Genomic DNA, 18,953 nt, shown 5'->3' with positions numbered 1-18,953 from the left:
GAGTGACTGAGAAGGCAGGTGAAGTAACTGCGAAGGCAGCTACTTAAAAATGCCAGAGACGCTGTGGGGCGCTAGCTTCATAGATTAAGTTACCGTTCCGGTAAGATTCCAGCACCGGAGCATGGAAAGCGAGCGCCTCCCGCCACGAATCGGCATCTAATACGATAAAGTTAGCGGGATTCCCGGGAGCGATATCGTAGTTTTGCAGATTAAGCGTGCGCGCTCCATTGTAAGTAATGAAACGGTAGGAGTTATCTATCTGCGCGGCGCCCATCATTTGGGTCACGTACAGGCCTATGAGCGTCACATCGCGCAGCGAGCCAGTGCCTAGCGGATTCCACGGATCGACTATATCGTCTTGCCCGAAAGATACGTTAATTCCGGCGGCAGTTAGCTCTTTTACGCGCGTCACTCCGCGCCGTTTCGGATAGGTATCTACCCGCCCTTGCAAATGAGTATTTACCATCGGATTAGAGACGAAATTGATTCCACTCATTTGCAGTAGACGTAGCAGACGCACAAAGTAAGCATTGTTATAAGAATGCATCGCAGTGGTGTGCGAAGCGGTAACTTTTTCACCCACTCCGGCTTCGAAAGCGCGCGTAGCTAGAGTTTCTAAGCCGCGCGAAGCTTCGTCGTCAATCTCATCGCAATGCACATCCATCAGGAGGCCATACTCTTGTGCTAGATCGAAGGCATAATTGAGGGAACTCACCGAGTATTCGCGCGTGAATTCGTAATGCGGAATCGCCCCGATTGCATCTGCCCCCAACTCAGCTGCTTTTTTCAGCAACTCGCGCCCGTGCGGGAAAGATTCGATGCCTTCCTGCGGGAAAGCCACCAGCTGGAGAGTGACTATATCTTTTAGTTCTTCCCGCAGCTCTATTAACGCCCGCAGAGCCGTCAAATTGGGATCATTAATATCTACGTGCGAGCGAATGTACTGCACACCAAAGCGCACCTGCTGGCGAATCGCACGGCGCGCCCGCTCTTTCACGTCCGCAGCTGTCAGCTTCTTTTTCCGCTCCGACCAAATCTCTATGCCTTCAAAAAGAGTGCCAGATTCATTGGGATGCGGATCGCCTTCCGTCATAGTGGTATCGAGATGCACATGGGATTCTACAATGCCGGGCAGAATGAGTTTTCCACTCAGATCATGTATCTCCGCCGCTTTCGTGGATGCATTCTGCGCCGCATTCGCCTCTGGCACAGCCAGTGTAGAACCGGCTGGAGAGAGATCCGTAATAATCCCATCTTCCACCGTCATATCGCAGAGACGGGTGCCATCCAGCAGAAGATTCTGAAAAATTTGCTTGGTCACTGTTTTCACTTTCCTTTTCGGGTAATTGCCATACCGATACCGTAGCTGAGGAGAGCTACCACTACCGCATTGAGGGAAGCGATTCCAAAGGGAACCACCCAGCCGGCGGCCGCACCGGTGAAGACGGCTATTACTGCTGGCCAGGATACCTGCATCGTATTTTCTTCACTGTAGCGCGCCCGGTTTAAGAAGTAATCAGCCACGAGAATGGTACCGATTGGAGGCAAAGTGGCGTTCAGGAAGCTCAACCAGCCTACAAAGTTATCGTAAAGCCAGAGCGCACACAGTGTGCCCAGCACACCGGCGATGATTACGAGCGGTTTCTTCGGGCGTTTCGTCATATTGGCGAATCCAAGGCCGGTGGTGTAGAGAGCGTTGTTATTAGTGGTCCAGATATTGGCGCCGAGTACAATGAGCGCGGGCAGTGCCAACCCTTGCGCAATCATTACGTAGAAGATATCGTCTTTCCCGGTGAAAGCTCCGCCTACGGCACCGAAGGAGAACATTAAAGTATTGCCGAGCAGGAAGGCAATCACGGTAGTAATTACTGCCGACTTCGGAGTCTTAGCGAAGCGAGTGAAATTCGGAGTAGCTGAGCCGCCCGAGATAAAGGAACCGACTACAAGGCCTACTCCTACCATTACCGGCATTCCGGTGCTGCCGGCAAAGATGCGGGAGAGTCCGCCGCCGGCCGCCGTGGCGGTAACCATGGAGTAGCTCCCCAGTACGGCAATGAGCGGTACAGAGATAAAGGAAACGATTTCGATGGCTTTAATTCCGAAATAAGCGGAAGCCGTCATGAGCCCACCCGCTACTAGCAGAATTGGCCAAGGGCTGATGCCGAGCAGTTCCGCCGTGGGGATAGCGAACATAGCCACCCCGACTCCAAACCAGCCCATCTGGGTAAAGGCAATGAGGAAAGAAGGAAGGAAAGAGCCATATTTGCCGAAAGAATGCCGCGCCAGCTCATCTACTCCCATGCCCGTCTTGGCACCCACATAAGCGAGGGAACCGGTAAAGGTGGCTAAAATTAAGCCGCCGATAGTAACGGCGGCAATAAAACCATTCAGATCGAGGCCAATACCTAGTTTCGCTCCGACCGACATAGAAGCCGAGAAAAAAGTGAAGCCAAGCATAACAAAGCCGACGGCCCAAAAGGAACGTCGGCTTGAATCGGGAACCACTCCAAAAGAGAAATCATCATCGGGGAGTTGATTCGCCATCGATTTGTTTATCTCTCCGGAAGGAAAAGAATCAACTTCCAAAGGAGGATTTATTGCCTGCGCGGTTGGTCTGCTTTTTTCGCCTGCTGCGACCTGCATTTATGCTCCGTTCTCTGATATCTTGCGTCACTTTTATTTTGACCCAAATTGCCATAAGCATACTGCGAAATCCCCAAGCTCTGCATCTTTTTTTCCATGATATGAGTCACGTACTAACAAATAGCCCGGTCTGGTAGGTGCCAGACCGGGCTATTTGCTTCATTTTACTAAGGGGTTTTATTTAATCATCTTCAGCTCAGTATAAAGATCTATATACTTCTGCACATTAGAAGAATCAATAAGCGGATTGCTTATAGAGTCTTCAACCTTTTTCTTTTCGCCCGTAAGCAGAGCATGCATTCCTGCCATATTTAGCTCTGCTAATTCTTTGGCGTCTTGCAGTACCGTGGCCGTCAGCTTGCCTTCTTTAATAAGCAAAGTAGCTTCAGGTACACCGTCTGTTCCATATGCCTGCATATCAGCATAATTCTTATCGTTCTTCACTACTTCAATAGCTCCAGCAGCCATATTATCGTTCATGGAGATTACTGCATCAATCTTGCCGTGCGCAGTAGTCCAATCTTCCATAAATGCCATTGCTTCATTCTTATTCCAGTTCGCAATATCTTCTGCAATGATCTTTACATCGGGGCGCTTATCGAAGAATTCTTTCTGCCAAGCTACCCGACGCTCTGAGGAGTGGAAGTTACCAGCTGGTCCGAGTAGTACCACAACTTTCGCATTTTTCGGTACTTTTTCCAATGCTACTTTTGCTACACCTGCAGCCTGATCATAAGGATTTGAATCAACCGTGGAGGATCCTTCGATATTATCAATCTTGGCATTGGTAGTAATTACTTTCAGACCACCCGCAACTGCTTGTTCTACATAAGCACGCTGGGCTTCTCCATTATTCGGCTGCACAATAATTCCATCGAAACCATTTGCTACCGCATTTTCAATCATCTTGTTTTCGGTTTCGTCATCTGCCTGACCGTCGAAAACTTCCAGCTTGATATCCGGATACTTTTCTGCCGCTTTCTTCATCTCATCTGCCAGCCAGGCTGCATAGGAATCTGCTTGAGCACGCGCAACATATGCAACTCGATAAGTCGCGCCGTCTTTGCCTCCCGCGGATTTTCCATTATCTGAGCCGGAGCACGCCGTCATGCCCACTGCCAGTGCTGCTACGACGATTGACGAAAGCAGAGTCTTCATCTTTTTCATCGTTATTCCCTTCACGAAAACTCGCAATTGAGTTCTCTATTTTGTTGTTATTTTTTAGAAATTAGGTACTTGGCAGCAAGTGCCACTTCTGCTATTTCCTAATATGATTCATTAAGCTCTTTCGCTGCTGCAGAGATTCTGCTGCTGTATCGCCAGCCGCTGTTTCATCAGAATTTTCTACCAAAATATGGCGAGTCGATTTCTTGTTTTTACTCCACACATCGTAGGTAACTGCTACAGCGATAATTGTGCCCATCACGATTTGCTGAATATAGGAGCTCACTCCCATCAGGTTCATAATATTGTTCAATATGCCCACAATTAGCGCACCGGCAATAGTACCGGTCGTAGTACCAATACCGCCTGAGAAGCTGGTACCACCAATAATCGGAGCCATAATCGCTTGCAACTCGTAGCCCACGCCTGCATTAGGAAGTCCGGCATTTACCCGCGACATAAAGAGCACGCCCGCAAAACCTACCAGCACTCCGTTCATAAGAAATACCTGATACTGCACTTTCGGCACTGAAATTCCAGATGCCCGGGCAGCTTCCATATTGCCGCCCACTGCATACAGACCGCGCCCAAAGCGAGTTTGCGACATTAGGTACCACACGATTACTGCCGCAATTACTAGGAAAATAGCGGGAAGTGGAATAGAACCTAACGACCCTTGACCTAGCTTTACGTAGTCACCTAGCTGCAAAAGATTCTGCCCCGAAGTAATCTGCAATACTGCTCCGCGCGCCACCATCATCATTCCCAGCGTTACAATAAATGCTGGGGTGTCGAAGGTAGCCACAAAGAATGCGCTCACTAAATTACAGGCGGCACCTACCACGATTCCCGCCAAAATAGCCAGCAGCATACTGCCGGTCGCTTTGTAGACCATTACTGCCACTACACCGGAAAAAGCCATTACGGATCCGGCGGAAAGATCAATCATGCCGCCAATAATCAGACCCATAGCTCCCAGCGCCATAATCGTAATCACCGATACTTGCCGCAGAATATTCGTTACGTTATTCGGTGCCAGGAAGTTTTCATTCAAAAGTGATGCGATAATTACGAAAACTATCAGCACTAAGAAAATCGTGTATTTTCCGCTCGTAAAATGCCTTAATTTTTCTTTCATTTTATTTTCCCCGATTCATGGCGTAACTAAGAATTGTTTCTTGATCAAATCCGTCGTCTGCATGGAGTTCTGCCTGAACCCGCCCCGCTGCCATCACATAAATGCGATCACATAACCCAATAAGTTCTGGCAACTCTGAAGAGACCACAAGAATTCCCCGCCCTTCCGCGGCAAGGTTGTCGATAATTGAGTAAATTTCAAATTTTGCTGCCACATCAATTCCCCGCGTCGGCTCATCGAGGAGCAAAAGTTGAGAATCAGCTGCAAGCCAGCGCGCCAGCAATACCTTTTGTTGGTTACCGCCACTGAGCGTATCTATTGCCACATCCATATGGGGTGCTTTGACGTTCATAGCCGTAAATAAACGACTAGTAACTTCCCGCTCTTTCTTAATGCGAGCCAGCCCGCCATAAATAAACTGCTTCAGCTTGGCAAGCGTGGTATTTTCCCGCAAGCTCATTTTCGGCACGATACCTTGTAAACGGCGATCTTCGGTCAAAAGTCCGATATTGTTTCCAATCGATTTTTTCGGCGTCATCGCAGTGAATTCTTTGCCGTGCACTTTTATAGTGCCGCTACTTGTACCAGCCATACCGAAAATTGCTTCCAACACTTCCGTACGCCCTGCACCGACTAGACCGGCTAAACCGACTACTTCACCTTTATGTACCTTTAACGACACATCCTTAAAAAGGCGATCAGAGCAGAGGTCTTCCACTTCCAGAAGCAATTCATCAGAAGGAATATGACTCTTCGGGTAAGCGTTACGATCAATCTCCCGCCCTACCATCTGTGAAATCACGGTATCTAGATCGATGTCTTCCGCTGGCTGCGTACTCACAACTGAACCATCACGCAAAATCGTAATATGATCCGAAATCGTAAATACTTCATCCATTTTGTGCGAAATATAGATGACTGATTTACCGTTTTCTTTGAGGTGGGCAATCTTTTGGAACAGTGCTGCTACTTCTTTTTCTGCAATAGCCGAAGTAGGCTCATCCATTATAATTACATCGGCGTTGTGATACACCGAACGCGCAATTTCCAGAATCTGAATCTCGGCGATAGTGAGATCTTTTAGCTTTTTACTCGGCGCATATGCCAAGCCTTCTTCCGCTAGAATCTTCCGCGCTTCCGCGTTAATATATCGCCAATCTATCCACATCCCTTTTTTCGGCAACCGCCCTAGAAAGAAGAATTCGGCAATCGACATATCTGGCACGAAATTAAGCTCCTGTGGAATCATGGCAATACCTAATTCCCGCGCCTCCAGAGGATTTTTAATATGCACCTCTTTACCGTTGACGTGAATTTCACCCGAATCAGCTTTATAAAGCCCATTGATACACTTCATCAAGGTAGATTTTCCGGCACCGTTCTCTCCACATAGCGCGTGCACACTACCCCGCTCTACGTCGAAATCTACATCTGCAAGCGCCTGCACGCCAGAAAATCCTTTATAGATATGGCGTACCGAAAGGATGGGAACACTAGCAGGGGATTTATCTTTCATGATTTTCAACCGTCCTCACGGATGGAATAACTACCCGCTTCAAAGAGTTAGGTGTGGATTCGGGCTGAAGAGCTAACTCCACTTCATCTAAACCAAATGCATGAGTGACGAGTGAATCTACATCTACTTTTCCGGAAGCGAGAAGATGCCGAGCAATCGGCCAAGTTTGGGTATAACGGAAAATACCGGTCACATTGAGCTCTCGCATAGCCACTTCCGGTACCGAAAGCGGAATCACATCTGCTGAGCCTACAAATACTACTGTTCCACCCGAACGGGTAGCACGAATACCAGCCGTAATTGCCGCTTCCGCGCCCGAGCAATCAATGAATACTTCTGCTCCAAGATCATCAAGGTTGTGGGTGCGGGGATCTACCGCCTCGGTAGCTCCATAAGATAGAGCCATTTGCCGCCGGTTTTCACTAATATCAGATACCACTACTCGCCCAGCACCGAAGGCCAAAGCGCATTGTAGGGTCATAATACCAATCGGGCCAGCTCCTGCAATCAAGACAGTATCATTTACTTTAATACCGCCCTTTTGACAAGCAGATATACCTACCGACAGCGGTTCCATCATGGCACCTGCCGCATCCGATATATTATCTGGCAATGCAAAAGCGAAATCTTCTTCAATCGTCACATACTCGCAGAAAGCTCCATCAATAGGTGGAGTGGCATAAAACTCCATATCAGGGCATAAGTTGTAATGCCCAGATCGGCAAAATTCACACTTCCGGCACGAACGCTGCGGCTCTATCGATACACGCTCCCCGATTCTCTCCGGATTTACTCCCGAGCCGACCGCTACAATCACTCCGCTGGCTTCATGACCTAAAATAAGCGGCTGCTCCACCACAAAATCACCAATACGCCCATGCTGGTAATAATGCACATCGGAGCCGCATACGCCCACTTGCGCTACCTTAACTAACACTTCATTTGCCTGGGGTTTCGGTACAGGGCGTTCTTCAATTTCAATTACGCCTACTTCGCGCAATACGCTGGCCCGCATAGTTTTAGGAATCTCCACTGTCTTCTCCTTTGAATATTTCAATGGTTGATACTGAATGATGCTGACACCTACCTGCATCATTCAAAAAATTTATAAATAGATTTCTCGCTCCTCACACACAAAATTATTTCTAGCTTCCTCGTAGCGCTCCATCACGAAAGGAATATGCGCACTAGAATATTCCGAAGTGAGAAGTGGCGCCCACGCCGCAGCATATTCATCTCCGGCATAAATCCATGCCGCCTGCTTTGCCGCTCCGTCCGCCACATACTCCCCAAATTCCGGCACATTGACTGGAAGCCCGAGCACCGCCGGAGCAATTTTACGAATTGCTTCTCCTTGAGAAGAACCTCCTATTAAGGTAATTCTTTCCACTGCTACTCCGATATTGCGCATGGCGTTAATACCAGCACCCACACCACATAAAACTCCCTCAATGGCAGCACGCGCGATATTTTCTTTAGTAAGATTTCGCGAATTAATTCCCAAAAGGGATCCAGTAGCGGTAGGGAAATTCGGAGTACGTTCGCCCGCAAAATATGGAATGACGATTAATCCCTCTGCTCCAGGCGGAGCCGCTAAAGCAGCACTAGAAAATTCTTCATAAGAAAGCCCCAAGATATTACGGAAATGATCAATTACCCGTGAAGCATTGAGCGTGCACGCCAGCGGCAACGCTCGCCCGGTAGCATCGGCAAATCCACATACATAGCCCGTAATATCCTGTGTAGGTTTATTAGAAATAGTGGATACTACGCCCGAAGTACCGAGGGACATCGCCACTTCACCTGGTTCCAGCCCCAGCCCAAGGGCTGCTCCTGCATTATCGCCGCATCCTGGGCCAACCAATACTTTATAACTGGCTATTTTGGCTTCCCGAATTACTTGGTTGGGTTTTGCCACTTTCGGAAGAGAAATATTTTCGGCATGATTTCCCGCTGCCAATTTCAGTATCTCCGGCTTATAAGAATTATCTACCGGCGAGAAGTATCCCGTCCCCGACGCCTCCGAGCGATCGGTGTACAGTTCATCTAATTCCGTCTGCCCAGTAATCTTCCACATAAGCCAATCGTGCGGCAAAGCGATTGCGCGTGTTTTCGCTATATTTTGCGGCTCTTCTCGTGCCATCCAGCGCAATTTTGAAACGGTTAAAGAAGCGACCGGTACTGTGCCGACTTCTCGTGCCCAGAACTCTCGCCCTTCAGCTTCTGTAGGGGCAACTTCTTTAATTAAATCGCATGCATCTGCTGCAGAACGAGTATCATTCCAAAGAATCGCATCCCGAACTGTCTGCCCATATTCATCGAGGGCAACCATACCGTGCTGCTGCCCGCCAATTGATAAAGCTACTACATCCTGCAAGCCACCAGCTTGCTCCAGAGCGGAACGAAAAGCTACTAGCCACATATCCGGGCTGATTTCCGTCCCGGCTCGATGGCGCGCAATACCAGAGCGAACAAGTTTGCCAGTATACAAATCACGAATCATAATTTTGCAAGCTTGCGTTGAAGAATCAACACCAGCTACAAGTTTTACTGACATTAACTGCGCCTCCTGTCAACACTGACATTTTGTATTACTAAACAACATACTAGCCGAGAAGGAAACTGTCAATTACTTTTATACATCAATTTAAAATTCAGAAAATTTTTATAAAACCCGTTTTGACGTGCACTTTTTTATCTAAGGCGACAAAATTTTCTAAAAATAAAAACTCATTATTGCAAAAACAAATCGATCTATTGTTGTTTAAGGCAACTTATAGGATATTTAAGTGCGGCCTAAGCTCTCCCGCGCCATACGCTATACTTTAAGCATGGTGAAGCAGCGAGATTCGATCGCCGATGATTATTTTGGGCAAAGTAACTCCACAAATTCAATCAAAGCCCCTAAACGAGAAAAACAACGAGTGGGAAGTGGGGTTCGCTCTACCTCGCTACGAGATTTCAATTTAAGTCTGCTGCTAAAACACGTAATCACGGGAAATGAATCACTTTCCCGTGCCCGCCTATCCCAGATCACTGGATTAAATCGCTCTACAGTCACTCGCTTAGTGGATTACCTAATTGAATGCGGAATGGTCACGGAGCAAGAACTAGTAGTAAATGGAGCTGGAAGGCCCGCTATACCACTTGCACCAGCTCAACGCACTCATACTGCAATCGGCATTGAACTGGATCGCACTTCTATTAATCTACAAGCCGTCGATTTAGCTGGGCTAGTAATTGCTGAAAATTATATTGAATACTCAAGCAATGATTTTACGAAAATCCTAGAAACCACTCACCACATTATAAAAACTGCTGTGGAGCAAATTCAGCACGCCCAAATTAACTTAGTCGGAATTACGCTTGCCATGCCAGGGCTAATAAACAGCGAAGGCACGAGTATAGTGGATACTCCCAGCCTGAACTGGCCAGCTACTAATATAGCTGCGCAGTTCGAAGATTTATGCCACACTACCCACACCCCCATTACCCTTCTTAATTCCGCTACGGCCGCCGGAATAGCCGAACAATACTTCCGGCAAAAAGATGGAATTGTAAATGGAGATTTCATCTATATTGGCGGGCAAAACGGTATAGGTGCCACCCACATGGCACAAGGAAAATTCCCAGATCATCCCACCAGCTGGGGAGGAGAATTAGGGCATACTTTTGTGAGCGACAGCGGAAAAATCTGCACTTGCGGGCGCGCCGGCTGCCTAGAAGCCTATGCCGGGCGAATGGCTATTATCGAACTCGCGGGATTACCGCCCAATTCCACCGATGGCCATCTCCAGGCAGCGCTCGCTCGAAAAGATAAAAATGCAGTTGCCGCTCTACACACTACCGGCACCTTACTAGGAAGAGCTGTTTCTAATTACGTGAATTTAGTAGACACTACCGAAATTCTTGTCGGCGGCTATCTACGCGCCCTTTTCCCTTATTTTAAGCACTCTTTCATTAAGGAATTAAACCGCAGCTGCCTGCGCGAACGGCTTTCTCCGCTCCGCGTCGAGTGCTCAATTTCCGGAAGTAATGCACCTAGCTTCGGAGCAGCTTGGTCGGCAATTCACCGATATATATCTACTCCCGGTATCTGGCATCCGATTCCCAGTGAACTCTTAAATTTCAAATCTGCCGTATCTAGCCCCACGATTATTCTCGATGACGAGGAAGATAACTAACTCGCAATAAAAAGATTGCTTAAAAAGCAATAAAACTATCTCCCCGATTCACGCAATTTGCTGGCCGAGCAGACGCCTATAGGCCGGATTATTTCTCAGCTCTTGCTGTGTACCTTGGGCTATTATTTTTCCATCGTCCAGCATGATTATGTAATCGGCGATAAGAATAGAAGCTAAACGGTGTGCAATAACTACGGTGGTGCGCTCCGCCCGCGCACGGCGAATATTCTCGGCAATAGATATCTCTAAGAAAGGATCGATATTAGCCAGAGGTTCATCGAGAATAAGCATATCGGGGTTGCGCAAAAAGGCGCGGGCTATCCCGATACGCTGGCGTTCTCCCCCGGAAAGGGTGGTGCCCCGATCGCCAATTTTCGCTTCTAGGCCACCAAGCTCTCTAATCAATTCGGCAATATCTGCTTCATCCAAGGCTTGCCAAATATCAGCGTCAGTAGCTTGCGGATTAGCTAGCACTAAATTATCTCGCACGGTTCCGGCAAAAATATGGCAATCTTGCGGCACAAGCGCTAGGTGCTCCCGATATTCATTAGGCGCATAAGCGCGCAGATTTTTTCCATCGAAACGCAGCATTCCCGCCTGCGGGTCAAGATAGCGCATAGCTAAGTTGGCCAGAGTAGTCTTCCCCGCTCCAGATTTCCCTACAATCGCAATCGAACGGGCCGGAGTGGCGGTGCAGCTCACCCCATCAATCACGGGATTATTTTCCTGATAGGAAAATACTGCTTTATCGACCACTAAGTGATTTTCTTCGTGCGGATAGGAATCATATTCCTGCTCCGCAATGGCCGGAATCGGATCTTCGGCATTGAGAATCGTATTTATGCGATGTGCGCAAGCACCAATTTCTCCTACCCGCCCCAGCATCCCTACTAATGTATTCGCAGGGGTAGGCGTCAATCCCGCCAAAACCACCGCTACTGGTAGCAAAGCGGGATTTAAACTCCCAGCGAGCACCCAGCCAGTTAGCACTACGAGCAATATCGTGGAGCCCACGGTAGTGGCAATCATAGCGAAAGCTGATTCTCCCGCTTTACGCATAGCTTGCGCATTTTTTATAGTTTGAATCCGGCGCGTCAAATCGAGTATCAATTGATTCTGCTTCGGCACCATCCCGAGCGAGCGCAATTCGCGCTGGCCTTGAATGGAATCCAGTACTGCAATTCGCAACTGCACTAATTGAGTGCGGAGCTCTTTACCTTGCCGGCGTTGTAGAGGCATGAGGAAAAAAGGAAATATAATCATAGCCGCCACCGGAATGACCATTATTAACCCCAAGGGGCCAATTAAAGCAACTAAGAAAGCTATAAATATCGTGGGGCTGAAAACTGCGCATATTGCGGTAGAAGCAGTATGCGCATAGAACCATTCTAGTTGCTCTGCATCGTTCATAGCTGCCGATGCGATATCGCCGGTACGTTTTCCTTGCAATCCGAGCGGGGCAATTCTCTCAATAGCGCTGTAAATATGCACTCGAAATGTGTGCAGAATTCGATAGGCGACCTCATGTGACCACCAGACTTCGAATAAGGTACTCACCGCATGCACAGCCACTAGGGTAAACACTAAAATCAATACGGGAGTTAAAGAGGCATTTTGATTGAGAATGAACTGCGTAGAGGCCCAGACTGAACCAATTGCCACCCCCACTACACTTATTTGCGCCAAAGCAGTGACGATAGTGGAGGCCAAAAAAAGCGGGAGACACTCACGGAGTCTTTTCAACAATGCAAAAAAATCGCGAAAGATTGGGGAACTCATTGCTGTACTCCTAACTGTGCGGCAATTAGCTCTGCCCAAGCATTATTACCCTGTGCCAATAGCCTTGGCTCACCGGCACAAAGCACTTGCCCGCTCCCCATCACCACTACTTGATCTGCTTGCGCAGCAGTATCAATGCGATGAGTGACGAAAATTAAAGTTAAATCTGGGTAGGCTTGGCGAATATTACTTAAAACTAAAGTCTCGGTCTGGGTATCGAGTGCGGAAGTTGATTCATCGAGTACCAGCAGCGGGCACTGGCGGATAAGTGCCCGCGCGATTGCTAAACGCTGCTTTTGCCCTCCCGATAAATTGCGCGCATTTTCCGTAATATTTAAATCAAGCACACTATCTTCCGCTAAAGTGGCAGAATTTTCGCGATGGAGATTCGTGGCGCAGGCCAAAGTCAGTGCTTTCATCATATCCGCCGCATCGGCGTGTGGATTAGCTTCTGCGAGAATTGATCTGACTGTGCCGGGGAAAATTATGGGGTCTTGCGGCACGAGCGTCACAGTCTGAGCAATATCTAAATTTGCAGCTAGAATACCTCCAATCATGACTGTGCCGCTGCTGGGGCGATCAAAACCCATAAGCAAACCCAAAGCGGTAGATTTTCCCGAACCAGATAGGCCAACTAGAGCGGTAGTTTGCCCAGCAAAAGCTGCAAAATTGACCTCTTTGAGAGCTGGCTCAGTAGCTCCGAGATAGGTGTAACTGGCGTTAATAAAAGCTACGGTACTGCTTTGCGGAAGATCTCCTATCTGACTGCGCCGCATCACTGCAGGCGATGCTGCTGATTCTCCCGCGCGCGTAAGGCCAGTCGTTTTAGCCGATACAGCCGTTTTAGCCAATACAGCCACCGACTCTGCCCTCGCAGGAGCGCAAACCGTCCGTTCAAAAAGTGCGCTCATCGCCGGGAGCGCCGAAATTCCGAAGAATGCTTCATGCCAGCAGGAAGAAAGCGCTGTAAAAGGGCGAAACAGTTCAATAGATAGCAGCGTAATCAGGAATAGTGAATACAGCGGCATAGAGCCGGCTCTAATTAAAGCGAATGCTACCACCAAGCCCAAAGCCGGCCCGAGCACTTTCATCATTCCCGATAAGCCCGTTTCTCCTAAAGAAAGGCGGAGCTGCCCCATAGTTGAAGAAAGAAGTTGGCGGGATTGCCGCTCCAATTTCTGGCCGTGATTTTGCGCTGCTCCGAATGATTTGAGAGTAGACATCCCCATCATTGCATCCACGAAATCGGCATTGAGGTTCTCATAAGCGATCCAATGCGAGCGCCCTCGGCTCGCCAGCGCCTTATCCCAGAGGCGTGGAATTGCAATAATTGCCACCCCACATGCCAGTAAAATTCCAGCTATTAGGGGACTAATAGTGGCAATGACGCAGGTCAAAACTACCGCCGTCACTACCGTGACAGCTAGCTGGGTGAAATACTTTATAAAATAGGGCTCTATTGCTTCGACTCCATCGCTAAGCACTGATTGGATTTGCCCGGAACGCCCTAAACCGGCGCGCATCGGCCCGCGAGCTTCTAATTCAGCTAGAAGTGCCTGCCGCAACTTACTTTTCACAACTAAGCCAGCTCGATTTTGTAAGAGCTGGCCGCAAACTTCGAATAAAGGGCGGACTAAAAGCAGTACGACGATGGCTGCAATTAAGCCCACCATTTTAGGCATATAGCGAGCACCGAGTAATTCCGTAAAAAGCAATGCATTGCATATCGCTGCAGCGATGTATAACGCCGAGACGATGAGCCCCGCCAAAATAGCTGGAACTAGCAACCATATCGACAATCCTGCAGCTCGCATCACTAATCTCTGCTTGGTGAGCATAGCTTTCTACCTTTTCTCTGCGCCGATTCTCAATTCAACACCTAATTTTCATTGACTAATATACATTATATTACGTAAGGTTAGGCTTGCCTAATAAATTTTTCTCGGTTATTAGCTGCGGACTCATTCCGCACTTTTACGTTTTACAAGGAGATGTGGTGGGCCAGATGTCCAGTTCCCGGCACGCACGAAGTATTTGCCATCTAAGTGAAAAAGGAAAATTAGGAGAAATAGTTGCACCATGCTGACCACTTCTCGGCAACGTTTTCTATTAGAAATAACCCTCTTTCTGCTCCTGATTTGTGCCCTCATAGCAGGAATTATTGTGGGAGCTACCGATATTCCTCTCTCGGCAGCCTTAAAAGGAATCCAAGCCACCCTTACTAATAACATCGCTGATAACGTCGATTTGAAAATTATTAGCCAGGTGCGCTTCCCCCGCGCAATGCTAGGCGCGGTTATCGGTGCCGGATTAGGAATATGCGGGTTAATTACCCAGTCGCTCCTACGTAACCCCCTCGGAGATCCCTATATTCTCGGTATTTCTTCGGGCGCTTCCGCCGGCGCCGCCACTGTAATCGTTTTAGGGACGGCAAACACCTTCCTCTCCGCATTGGGAATCACACTCGGCGCTTTTTTGGGCGCACTGAGCGCCATCACTTTAGTGACTATTCTGGCTTCGGCAGGTGGCAGAATCACCCCCGCGCGGATAATCTTTGCCGGCATGGCCGTGACCTACCTCTTTTCGGCGCTGACCAGCCTGATAACCCTAATGGCAAAAAACGCTGCCGGCACTAAATCGGTACTATTTTGGACCCTTGGATCGCTATCCAATGCCACCTGGCACGACGTCGCTTTAGCTACCAGTGCCGTCCTCGGTGCTTTCTTCTGCTTCTTAGTCTGGGGCAGGCGCGTAGATATTCTCAATCTGGGCGACGATGCAGCAATCTCGCTAGGCACCAGCCCGCGCCTCTATCGGAATCTTCTCTTCCTCGTCGTGGCTTTTACCGTAGCGATCTTGGTATCTCTATCTGGAGCAATCGGATTCGTAGGGCTAGTTGTCCCCCATATAGCTAAACAACTGGTAGGTGCCACTACTCGCGCCGCCCTGCCGGTAGCTGCTCTGTGCGGAGCCTTGTTAATCGTGGTTGCCGATACCTGCACGCGCGTAGTAATTAGACCCGCCGAACTGCCGATTGGAATTCTGACTGCCCTAGTCGGTACCCCAATGCTGATGAGCTTAATCAAGAAATATTCCAAATAAGAAAGGAAAATCAGAAAATGAAAAATAAGATACTCACTAGTGCCATAGGTTTTACTCTTGCCGCCAGCGTACTCTGCGCCTGTTCCGGTACCAATAACGCCGATAATAACGAAGCAGACGGCGCTATTACCATTAAAAACTGCGGCGTAGAAACTACTTTCCAGAAGCACCCCCAGAAAATCGTCTCAATGGGCGTGACTGGCTTAGCTTATCTGTTTGCCGCCGGAGCAGAAGATTCCATTATTGCCCGTGCCAACGAATGGGGAGAAGCAGCACCCGCTTGGATTGGGAAAAAGGCAGACGGCATTCAGGTGCTCTCCGATGAGTCAATCTCAATGGAAGCACTTATGAAACTGCAGCCCGATTTGGCCTACGGTGGTGGATTTAGCTCTGAAAATACCAATCCGGCCGCCGTAGCTGAAAAAGGAATTCCGGCCGTAGTAGATGCCGCTGAATGCTCCTATTTCTATCCCGAACAGCCGGAGAACGAATCTTTTGACACGATTTTGAATGAAGTAACCCAACTAGGAAAGATTGCCGGCACTTCGAAGAAAGCCGATGCGAACGTTGCGGAACTAAAATCTCAGCTAGATCAGATAAGTAAAGAGAAAATTGGGAAAGGGCGCAAAGTGGCCTACGCCTACTACTACGGAGATGACGCCGAGTTGTTTAGCTACGGCAATAAGGGAGTAATGGGAGAAATCAATAAAACTCTCGATCTCGTCACCGCTATCGACCCGAATTACCACCCGCATCAAGGGCCTATTGCTCCGGAAGCCTTCGTCAAGTCTGATCCAGATGTGATAATTGTGCTCACCGGTATGGGCGGAGCTACCAAAGAAAGCACCTTAGAGCGGCTGGCCAAGATTCCGGGTTACAAAGATATGAAAGCAGTCAAGAACAACCACATTATCTATGCGGAATCAGCTGTGGCTTACGCTTCACCAACCGCGATTTACGGCACCTTTGAGCTTGCTAAGCAGCTGAAAGAATTAGGGAAATAAACTCATGCATGATTCTCCCCTCCAGATAGAAAACGCTGGGGTTCGTTTTGAAAACACCCAAGTCCTTGCGAATATCACTTTTGCGGTACCTCCAGGGCAAATTTTAGGTATCGCTGGGCCGAACGGTTCGGGAAAAACGACCCTTATGCGAGCTATGTTTGCAGCTCAACCTCTATCGGAGGGGAGAATCATCCTCAATGGCCAGGAATTGAAAAAACTGCGCCCCGGGCAAGTCGCTAGACGCCTTGCCGTCGTCTCCCAATTTGAACACGATATGGATAGAGCGCGCGTATTCGACATCGTCTTGCTCGGCCGTGCACCGCATCGGAAAGACGTCCAAGGCTACTCAGCGGCAGATCGAAAAATTGCGGAAGAGGCTCTCACCGCAGTCGGTATGGACTATGCCCAAAATCGCTATATAGATACTCTCTCCGGGGGAGAACGCCAGCGCGTACTTATTGCTCGCGCCCTATCTCAGCAGTGTAAATGCATACTTTTAGACGAACCTACCAACCATCTTGATATAAAATATCAGCATCAAATTCTGAGCATTATCAAAAAAGTCAGCGATACTGCAGTGATAATTTTGCACGACCTCAACCTGGTGGCTCGCTACTGCGATCAGGCAATTATTCTTAAAGACGGGCATCTCTACACTCAAGGTGTACCGAAAGAAATCCTCACCCCCGAGCTCATTAAAGACGTCTACGGAGTGACTGCACTAGAAGTAGAAGACGACGGCACTAAACAGTTTATTTTCAAACCACAGGTAGATTAAGGTTTAGATTAGATAGCGGTGGATTGGCCGATATATAAAATATGCTTTCATACGCTAAATAATTCAACCCGCGGACAGCCCCTCAGCTATTTTCGCAATCCTTCGAACCTTTTCGCGCATTCCAATTACGCCGAGCTCGAGTAGACATGCGGTCCCGCAGCCCTGCGTCGTGCAGCGCATCTACCCAGAAGCCACAGCGCGACTGCACCGCCGCCGCACTCGGATGAGTAGGGGCACGATGCTCCTCATAGAGCGCGACAGTTAATGGCCCCGTCGTATATGCCGCCACCTCGCGGAGCGCGTCTAGCACCATTTCCTTGGACACCACAGTGCGGGGATGCTGCTCAGGGTGAATGGCGAGCACAGCTTCGCCCCATCCCCACGTACCATCTGGCGCAACGGCGTACCGCATAAGCTGGCGCACGCGAGTCTTCACGTCGCTCCAACTTCCAAGGCGGACGCGAATGGTACTCGCCGACGGCAGACCGCGCGATTTCCAATACTCCTCATACCCCGAAAACGTGTATTTCTCGACATCGTCACAGAAGAACTGCAGCATCGCTGCCCACAACACTTCGTCAGAAATGGTGGGACGAGGGCCACCACGGTCTTGCACAAGATGATCTAGTCCGGCACGCCGCAGGGCGTTATTCCAGCTACCGAAGCGCATCATCGGAATCTGCTTGCTCGGTAGCCCATGCTCTAGGGCCCATTCGCTGAACGAATCGCCCGTGTGGATGTAGCTCTCCGTGGCCCAGCGCTGCAGCCCGTCTATGAGCTCCTCGTCGGTGACTCCGCCGCCCCAGTCATGGTAGGCGACTTCATGTACAGCCCGGCGATGCCCCAACGCCTTACGGACAGAGGCTTCGTCGGATTCTGCCCACTCGGCAAGTTCCTCGATGGTGAGCTCCGGATGCGCCAACGAGACAGCATAAATATGTCGCTCCACGCGGCGCCAATGCCGATCTCGCTGCTGTTTTGCTTCCTCACGCAACTGCCGAGTTTTGACGCCTTGGCTCGCCGCAATCTGCCGTACTCTCTCCCTAGACACACCGTACAGGTCTCCCAATGCTTGGAGGGTCAGACCAGCGCGGAGCCCTTCCACCATCAGCTGGTCACGCCTTTCGGTTTTCGTTTTCTCCGAGAGTGTATGGAAGAAATCCAGCCATTCGTCCGCGTCGGGGTCTTGTGGCAGTTTGAGCGCGGCGGGTAGCAGCGAGTCCTCAGGGACTGCTTGCGGCACACTGCGCTCCGGCTTTACGGCGGCAGGGTTCTCTTCCACGGGTTCCGCACCATCGCGCGGCAAGCCACTCTCAAATGTGAGGTTCCGCTGCATCAGCCAATCTCCTATCAAATTCGGTTCTCGCCCACTACCATCACCAGGCGACAGCCTATGTGGAGGTCACCCGCGTAAACAAGGCCGCGTTCGTAGCGGCCAACTCGATTTCGTCTATAACAACCTCGTTTGGCCGGAGGTTAGAAACGCTCAGCGAGATGGAAAACTCTAGCTGGGAAGCGTCTTCAACTTCCCATTTAGCTTCCCACTTAACTTCCCACTCAACATAACACTTTGAGAAGTTGAGTGGAAAGCTTGTGAGAGGTTCTCGCGGGCACGTGCGCAGGCGCGCCTGCCTTGCTCCGCTTC

Annotated in this window: 14 protein-coding genes; 4 read left to right on the top strand and 10 right to left on the bottom strand. The window is 49.4% G+C overall.

The annotated features are described in order from the left end of the window. Nucleotides 1–43: 43 nt before the first annotated feature. From codA to BQ7117_RS01405, 7 genes are all read right to left on the bottom strand, one after another. Nucleotides 44–1,330: a cytosine deaminase gene (gene codA, locus BQ7117_RS01435; protein WP_237563030.1), complete on the bottom strand. Its 1,287-nt coding sequence runs from the start codon at nt 1,328–1,330 to the stop codon at nt 44–46. Then, nucleotides 1,327–2,643: a cytosine permease gene (gene codB / locus BQ7117_RS01430; RefSeq protein WP_084789803.1), complete on the bottom strand. Its 1,317-nt coding sequence runs from the start codon at nt 2,641–2,643 to the stop codon at nt 1,327–1,329. Before codB ends, codA begins: the two co-directional genes overlap by 4 nt. A gap of 177 nt (nt 2,644–2,820) precedes the next feature. Beyond that, nucleotides 2,821–3,810, bottom strand: coding sequence for a sugar ABC transporter substrate-binding protein (locus BQ7117_RS01425; protein WP_202613014.1), 990 nt, complete (start codon nt 3,808–3,810; stop codon nt 2,821–2,823). Nucleotides 3,811–3,901: 91 nt separating this feature from the next. Continuing rightward, on the bottom strand, nt 3,902–4,945 hold the full coding sequence (locus tag BQ7117_RS01420) for an ABC transporter permease (RefSeq protein ID WP_073995871.1): 1,044 nt from the start codon (nt 4,943–4,945) through the stop codon (nt 3,902–3,904). Between the two features lies 1 nt (nt 4,946). Next, a complete protein-coding gene (locus BQ7117_RS01415) occupies nt 4,947–6,461 on the bottom strand; it encodes a sugar ABC transporter ATP-binding protein (protein WP_073995870.1) in 1,515 nt (504 codons plus the stop codon). Further along, nucleotides 6,451–7,494, bottom strand: coding sequence for an NAD(P)-dependent alcohol dehydrogenase (locus BQ7117_RS01410; RefSeq protein ID WP_237563029.1), 1,044 nt, complete (start codon nt 7,492–7,494; stop codon nt 6,451–6,453). The genes BQ7117_RS01415 and BQ7117_RS01410 overlap by 11 nt, the downstream gene beginning before the upstream one ends. 72 nt (nt 7,495–7,566) lie before the next feature. Beyond that, nucleotides 7,567–9,018, bottom strand: a complete 1,452-nt coding sequence (locus BQ7117_RS01405; protein WP_073995869.1) for a xylulokinase — start codon at nt 9,016–9,018, stop codon at nt 7,567–7,569. Nucleotides 9,019–9,292: 274 nt separating this feature from the next. Here BQ7117_RS01405 and BQ7117_RS01400 point away from each other — a divergent pair, with 274 nt between their 5' ends. Then, nucleotides 9,293–10,645, top strand: a complete 1,353-nt coding sequence (locus tag BQ7117_RS01400; protein ID WP_143273942.1) for an ROK family transcriptional regulator — start codon at nt 9,293–9,295, stop codon at nt 10,643–10,645. A gap of 48 nt (nt 10,646–10,693) precedes the next feature. Here BQ7117_RS01400 and BQ7117_RS01395 read toward each other — a convergent pair whose 3' ends face one another. Next, the gene (locus BQ7117_RS01395) at nt 10,694–12,424 is read right to left on the bottom strand and encodes an ABC transporter ATP-binding protein (protein WP_073995867.1); all 1,731 of its coding nucleotides are present in this window, start codon (nt 12,422–12,424) and stop codon (nt 10,694–10,696) included. Then, nucleotides 12,421–14,262 carry an ABC transporter ATP-binding protein/permease gene (locus BQ7117_RS01390; protein WP_073995866.1) on the bottom strand — a complete coding sequence of 614 codons (1,842 nt, stop codon included), beginning with the start codon at nt 14,260–14,262 and terminating at the stop codon, nt 12,421–12,423. Before BQ7117_RS01390 ends, BQ7117_RS01395 begins: the two co-directional genes overlap by 4 nt. A gap of 241 nt (nt 14,263–14,503) precedes the next feature. Between BQ7117_RS01390 and BQ7117_RS01385 the strand changes: the two genes are divergently transcribed. Genes BQ7117_RS01385 through BQ7117_RS01375 form a run of 3 tightly spaced genes read left to right on the top strand, consistent with a single transcriptional unit; the run spans nt 14,504 to nt 17,308 of the window. Continuing rightward, entirely contained in the window at nt 14,504–15,526 is a 1,023-nt protein-coding gene (locus tag BQ7117_RS01385) for a FecCD family ABC transporter permease (RefSeq protein ID WP_073995865.1), read from the top strand. Nucleotides 15,527–15,543: 17 nt separating this feature from the next. Further along, a complete protein-coding gene (locus BQ7117_RS01380; protein ID WP_073995864.1) occupies nt 15,544–16,530 on the top strand; it encodes an ABC transporter substrate-binding protein in 987 nt (328 codons plus the stop codon). 4 nt (nt 16,531–16,534) lie between these two features. Next, on the top strand, nt 16,535–17,308 hold the full coding sequence (locus BQ7117_RS01375) for an ABC transporter ATP-binding protein (RefSeq protein WP_073995863.1): 774 nt from the start codon (nt 16,535–16,537) through the stop codon (nt 17,306–17,308). Between the two features lie 82 nt (nt 17,309–17,390). On the opposite strand, the gene BQ7117_RS01370 is transcribed toward BQ7117_RS01375, so the two are convergent. Continuing rightward, complete coding sequence (locus tag BQ7117_RS01370) at nt 17,391–18,644, bottom strand: homing endonuclease associated repeat-containing protein (protein WP_073995862.1); 1,254 nt, start codon at nt 18,642–18,644, stop codon at nt 17,391–17,393. Nucleotides 18,645–18,953: the final 309 nt, after the last annotated feature.

Origin of the sequence: Arcanobacterium urinimassiliense, from assembly GCF_900119495.1 — a bacterium.
Lineage (GTDB): Bacteria > Actinomycetota > Actinomycetes > Actinomycetales > Actinomycetaceae > Arcanobacterium_A > Arcanobacterium_A urinimassiliense.
The sequence above is the reverse complement of the archived record's forward strand: the minus strand, read 5'-3'. Positions and strand labels throughout refer to the sequence as shown.

What these genes read in the sequence shown, in the direction of transcription:
- BQ7117_RS01370 (WP_073995862.1), bottom strand. Translation starts at nt 18,644, where the DNA reads ATGCAGCGGAACCTCACATTTGAGAGTGGCTTGCCGCGCGATGGTGCG.
- BQ7117_RS01375 (WP_073995863.1), top strand. Translation starts at nt 16,535, where the DNA reads ATGCATGATTCTCCCCTCCAGATAGAAAACGCTGGGGTTCGTTTTGAA.
- BQ7117_RS01425 (WP_202613014.1), bottom strand. Translation starts at nt 3,810, where the DNA reads ATGAAAAAGATGAAGACTCTGCTTTCGTCAATCGTCGTAGCAGCACTG.
- BQ7117_RS01400 (WP_143273942.1), top strand. Translation starts at nt 9,293, where the DNA reads ATGGTGAAGCAGCGAGATTCGATCGCCGATGATTATTTTGGGCAAAGT.
- BQ7117_RS01395 (WP_073995867.1), bottom strand. Translation starts at nt 12,424, where the DNA reads ATGAGTTCCCCAATCTTTCGCGATTTTTTTGCATTGTTGAAAAGACTC.
- BQ7117_RS01405 (WP_073995869.1), bottom strand. Translation starts at nt 9,018, where the DNA reads ATGTCAGTAAAACTTGTAGCTGGTGTTGATTCTTCAACGCAAGCTTGC.
- BQ7117_RS01385 (WP_073995865.1), top strand. Translation starts at nt 14,504, where the DNA reads ATGCTGACCACTTCTCGGCAACGTTTTCTATTAGAAATAACCCTCTTT.
- BQ7117_RS01390 (WP_073995866.1), bottom strand. Translation starts at nt 14,262, where the DNA reads ATGCTCACCAAGCAGAGATTAGTGATGCGAGCTGCAGGATTGTCGATA.
- BQ7117_RS01380 (WP_073995864.1), top strand. Translation starts at nt 15,544, where the DNA reads ATGAAAAATAAGATACTCACTAGTGCCATAGGTTTTACTCTTGCCGCC.
- codB (WP_084789803.1), bottom strand. Translation starts at nt 2,643, where the DNA reads ATGCAGGTCGCAGCAGGCGAAAAAAGCAGACCAACCGCGCAGGCAATA.
- BQ7117_RS01420 (WP_073995871.1), bottom strand. Translation starts at nt 4,945, where the DNA reads ATGAAAGAAAAATTAAGGCATTTTACGAGCGGAAAATACACGATTTTC.
- BQ7117_RS01415 (WP_073995870.1), bottom strand. Translation starts at nt 6,461, where the DNA reads ATGAAAGATAAATCCCCTGCTAGTGTTCCCATCCTTTCGGTACGCCAT.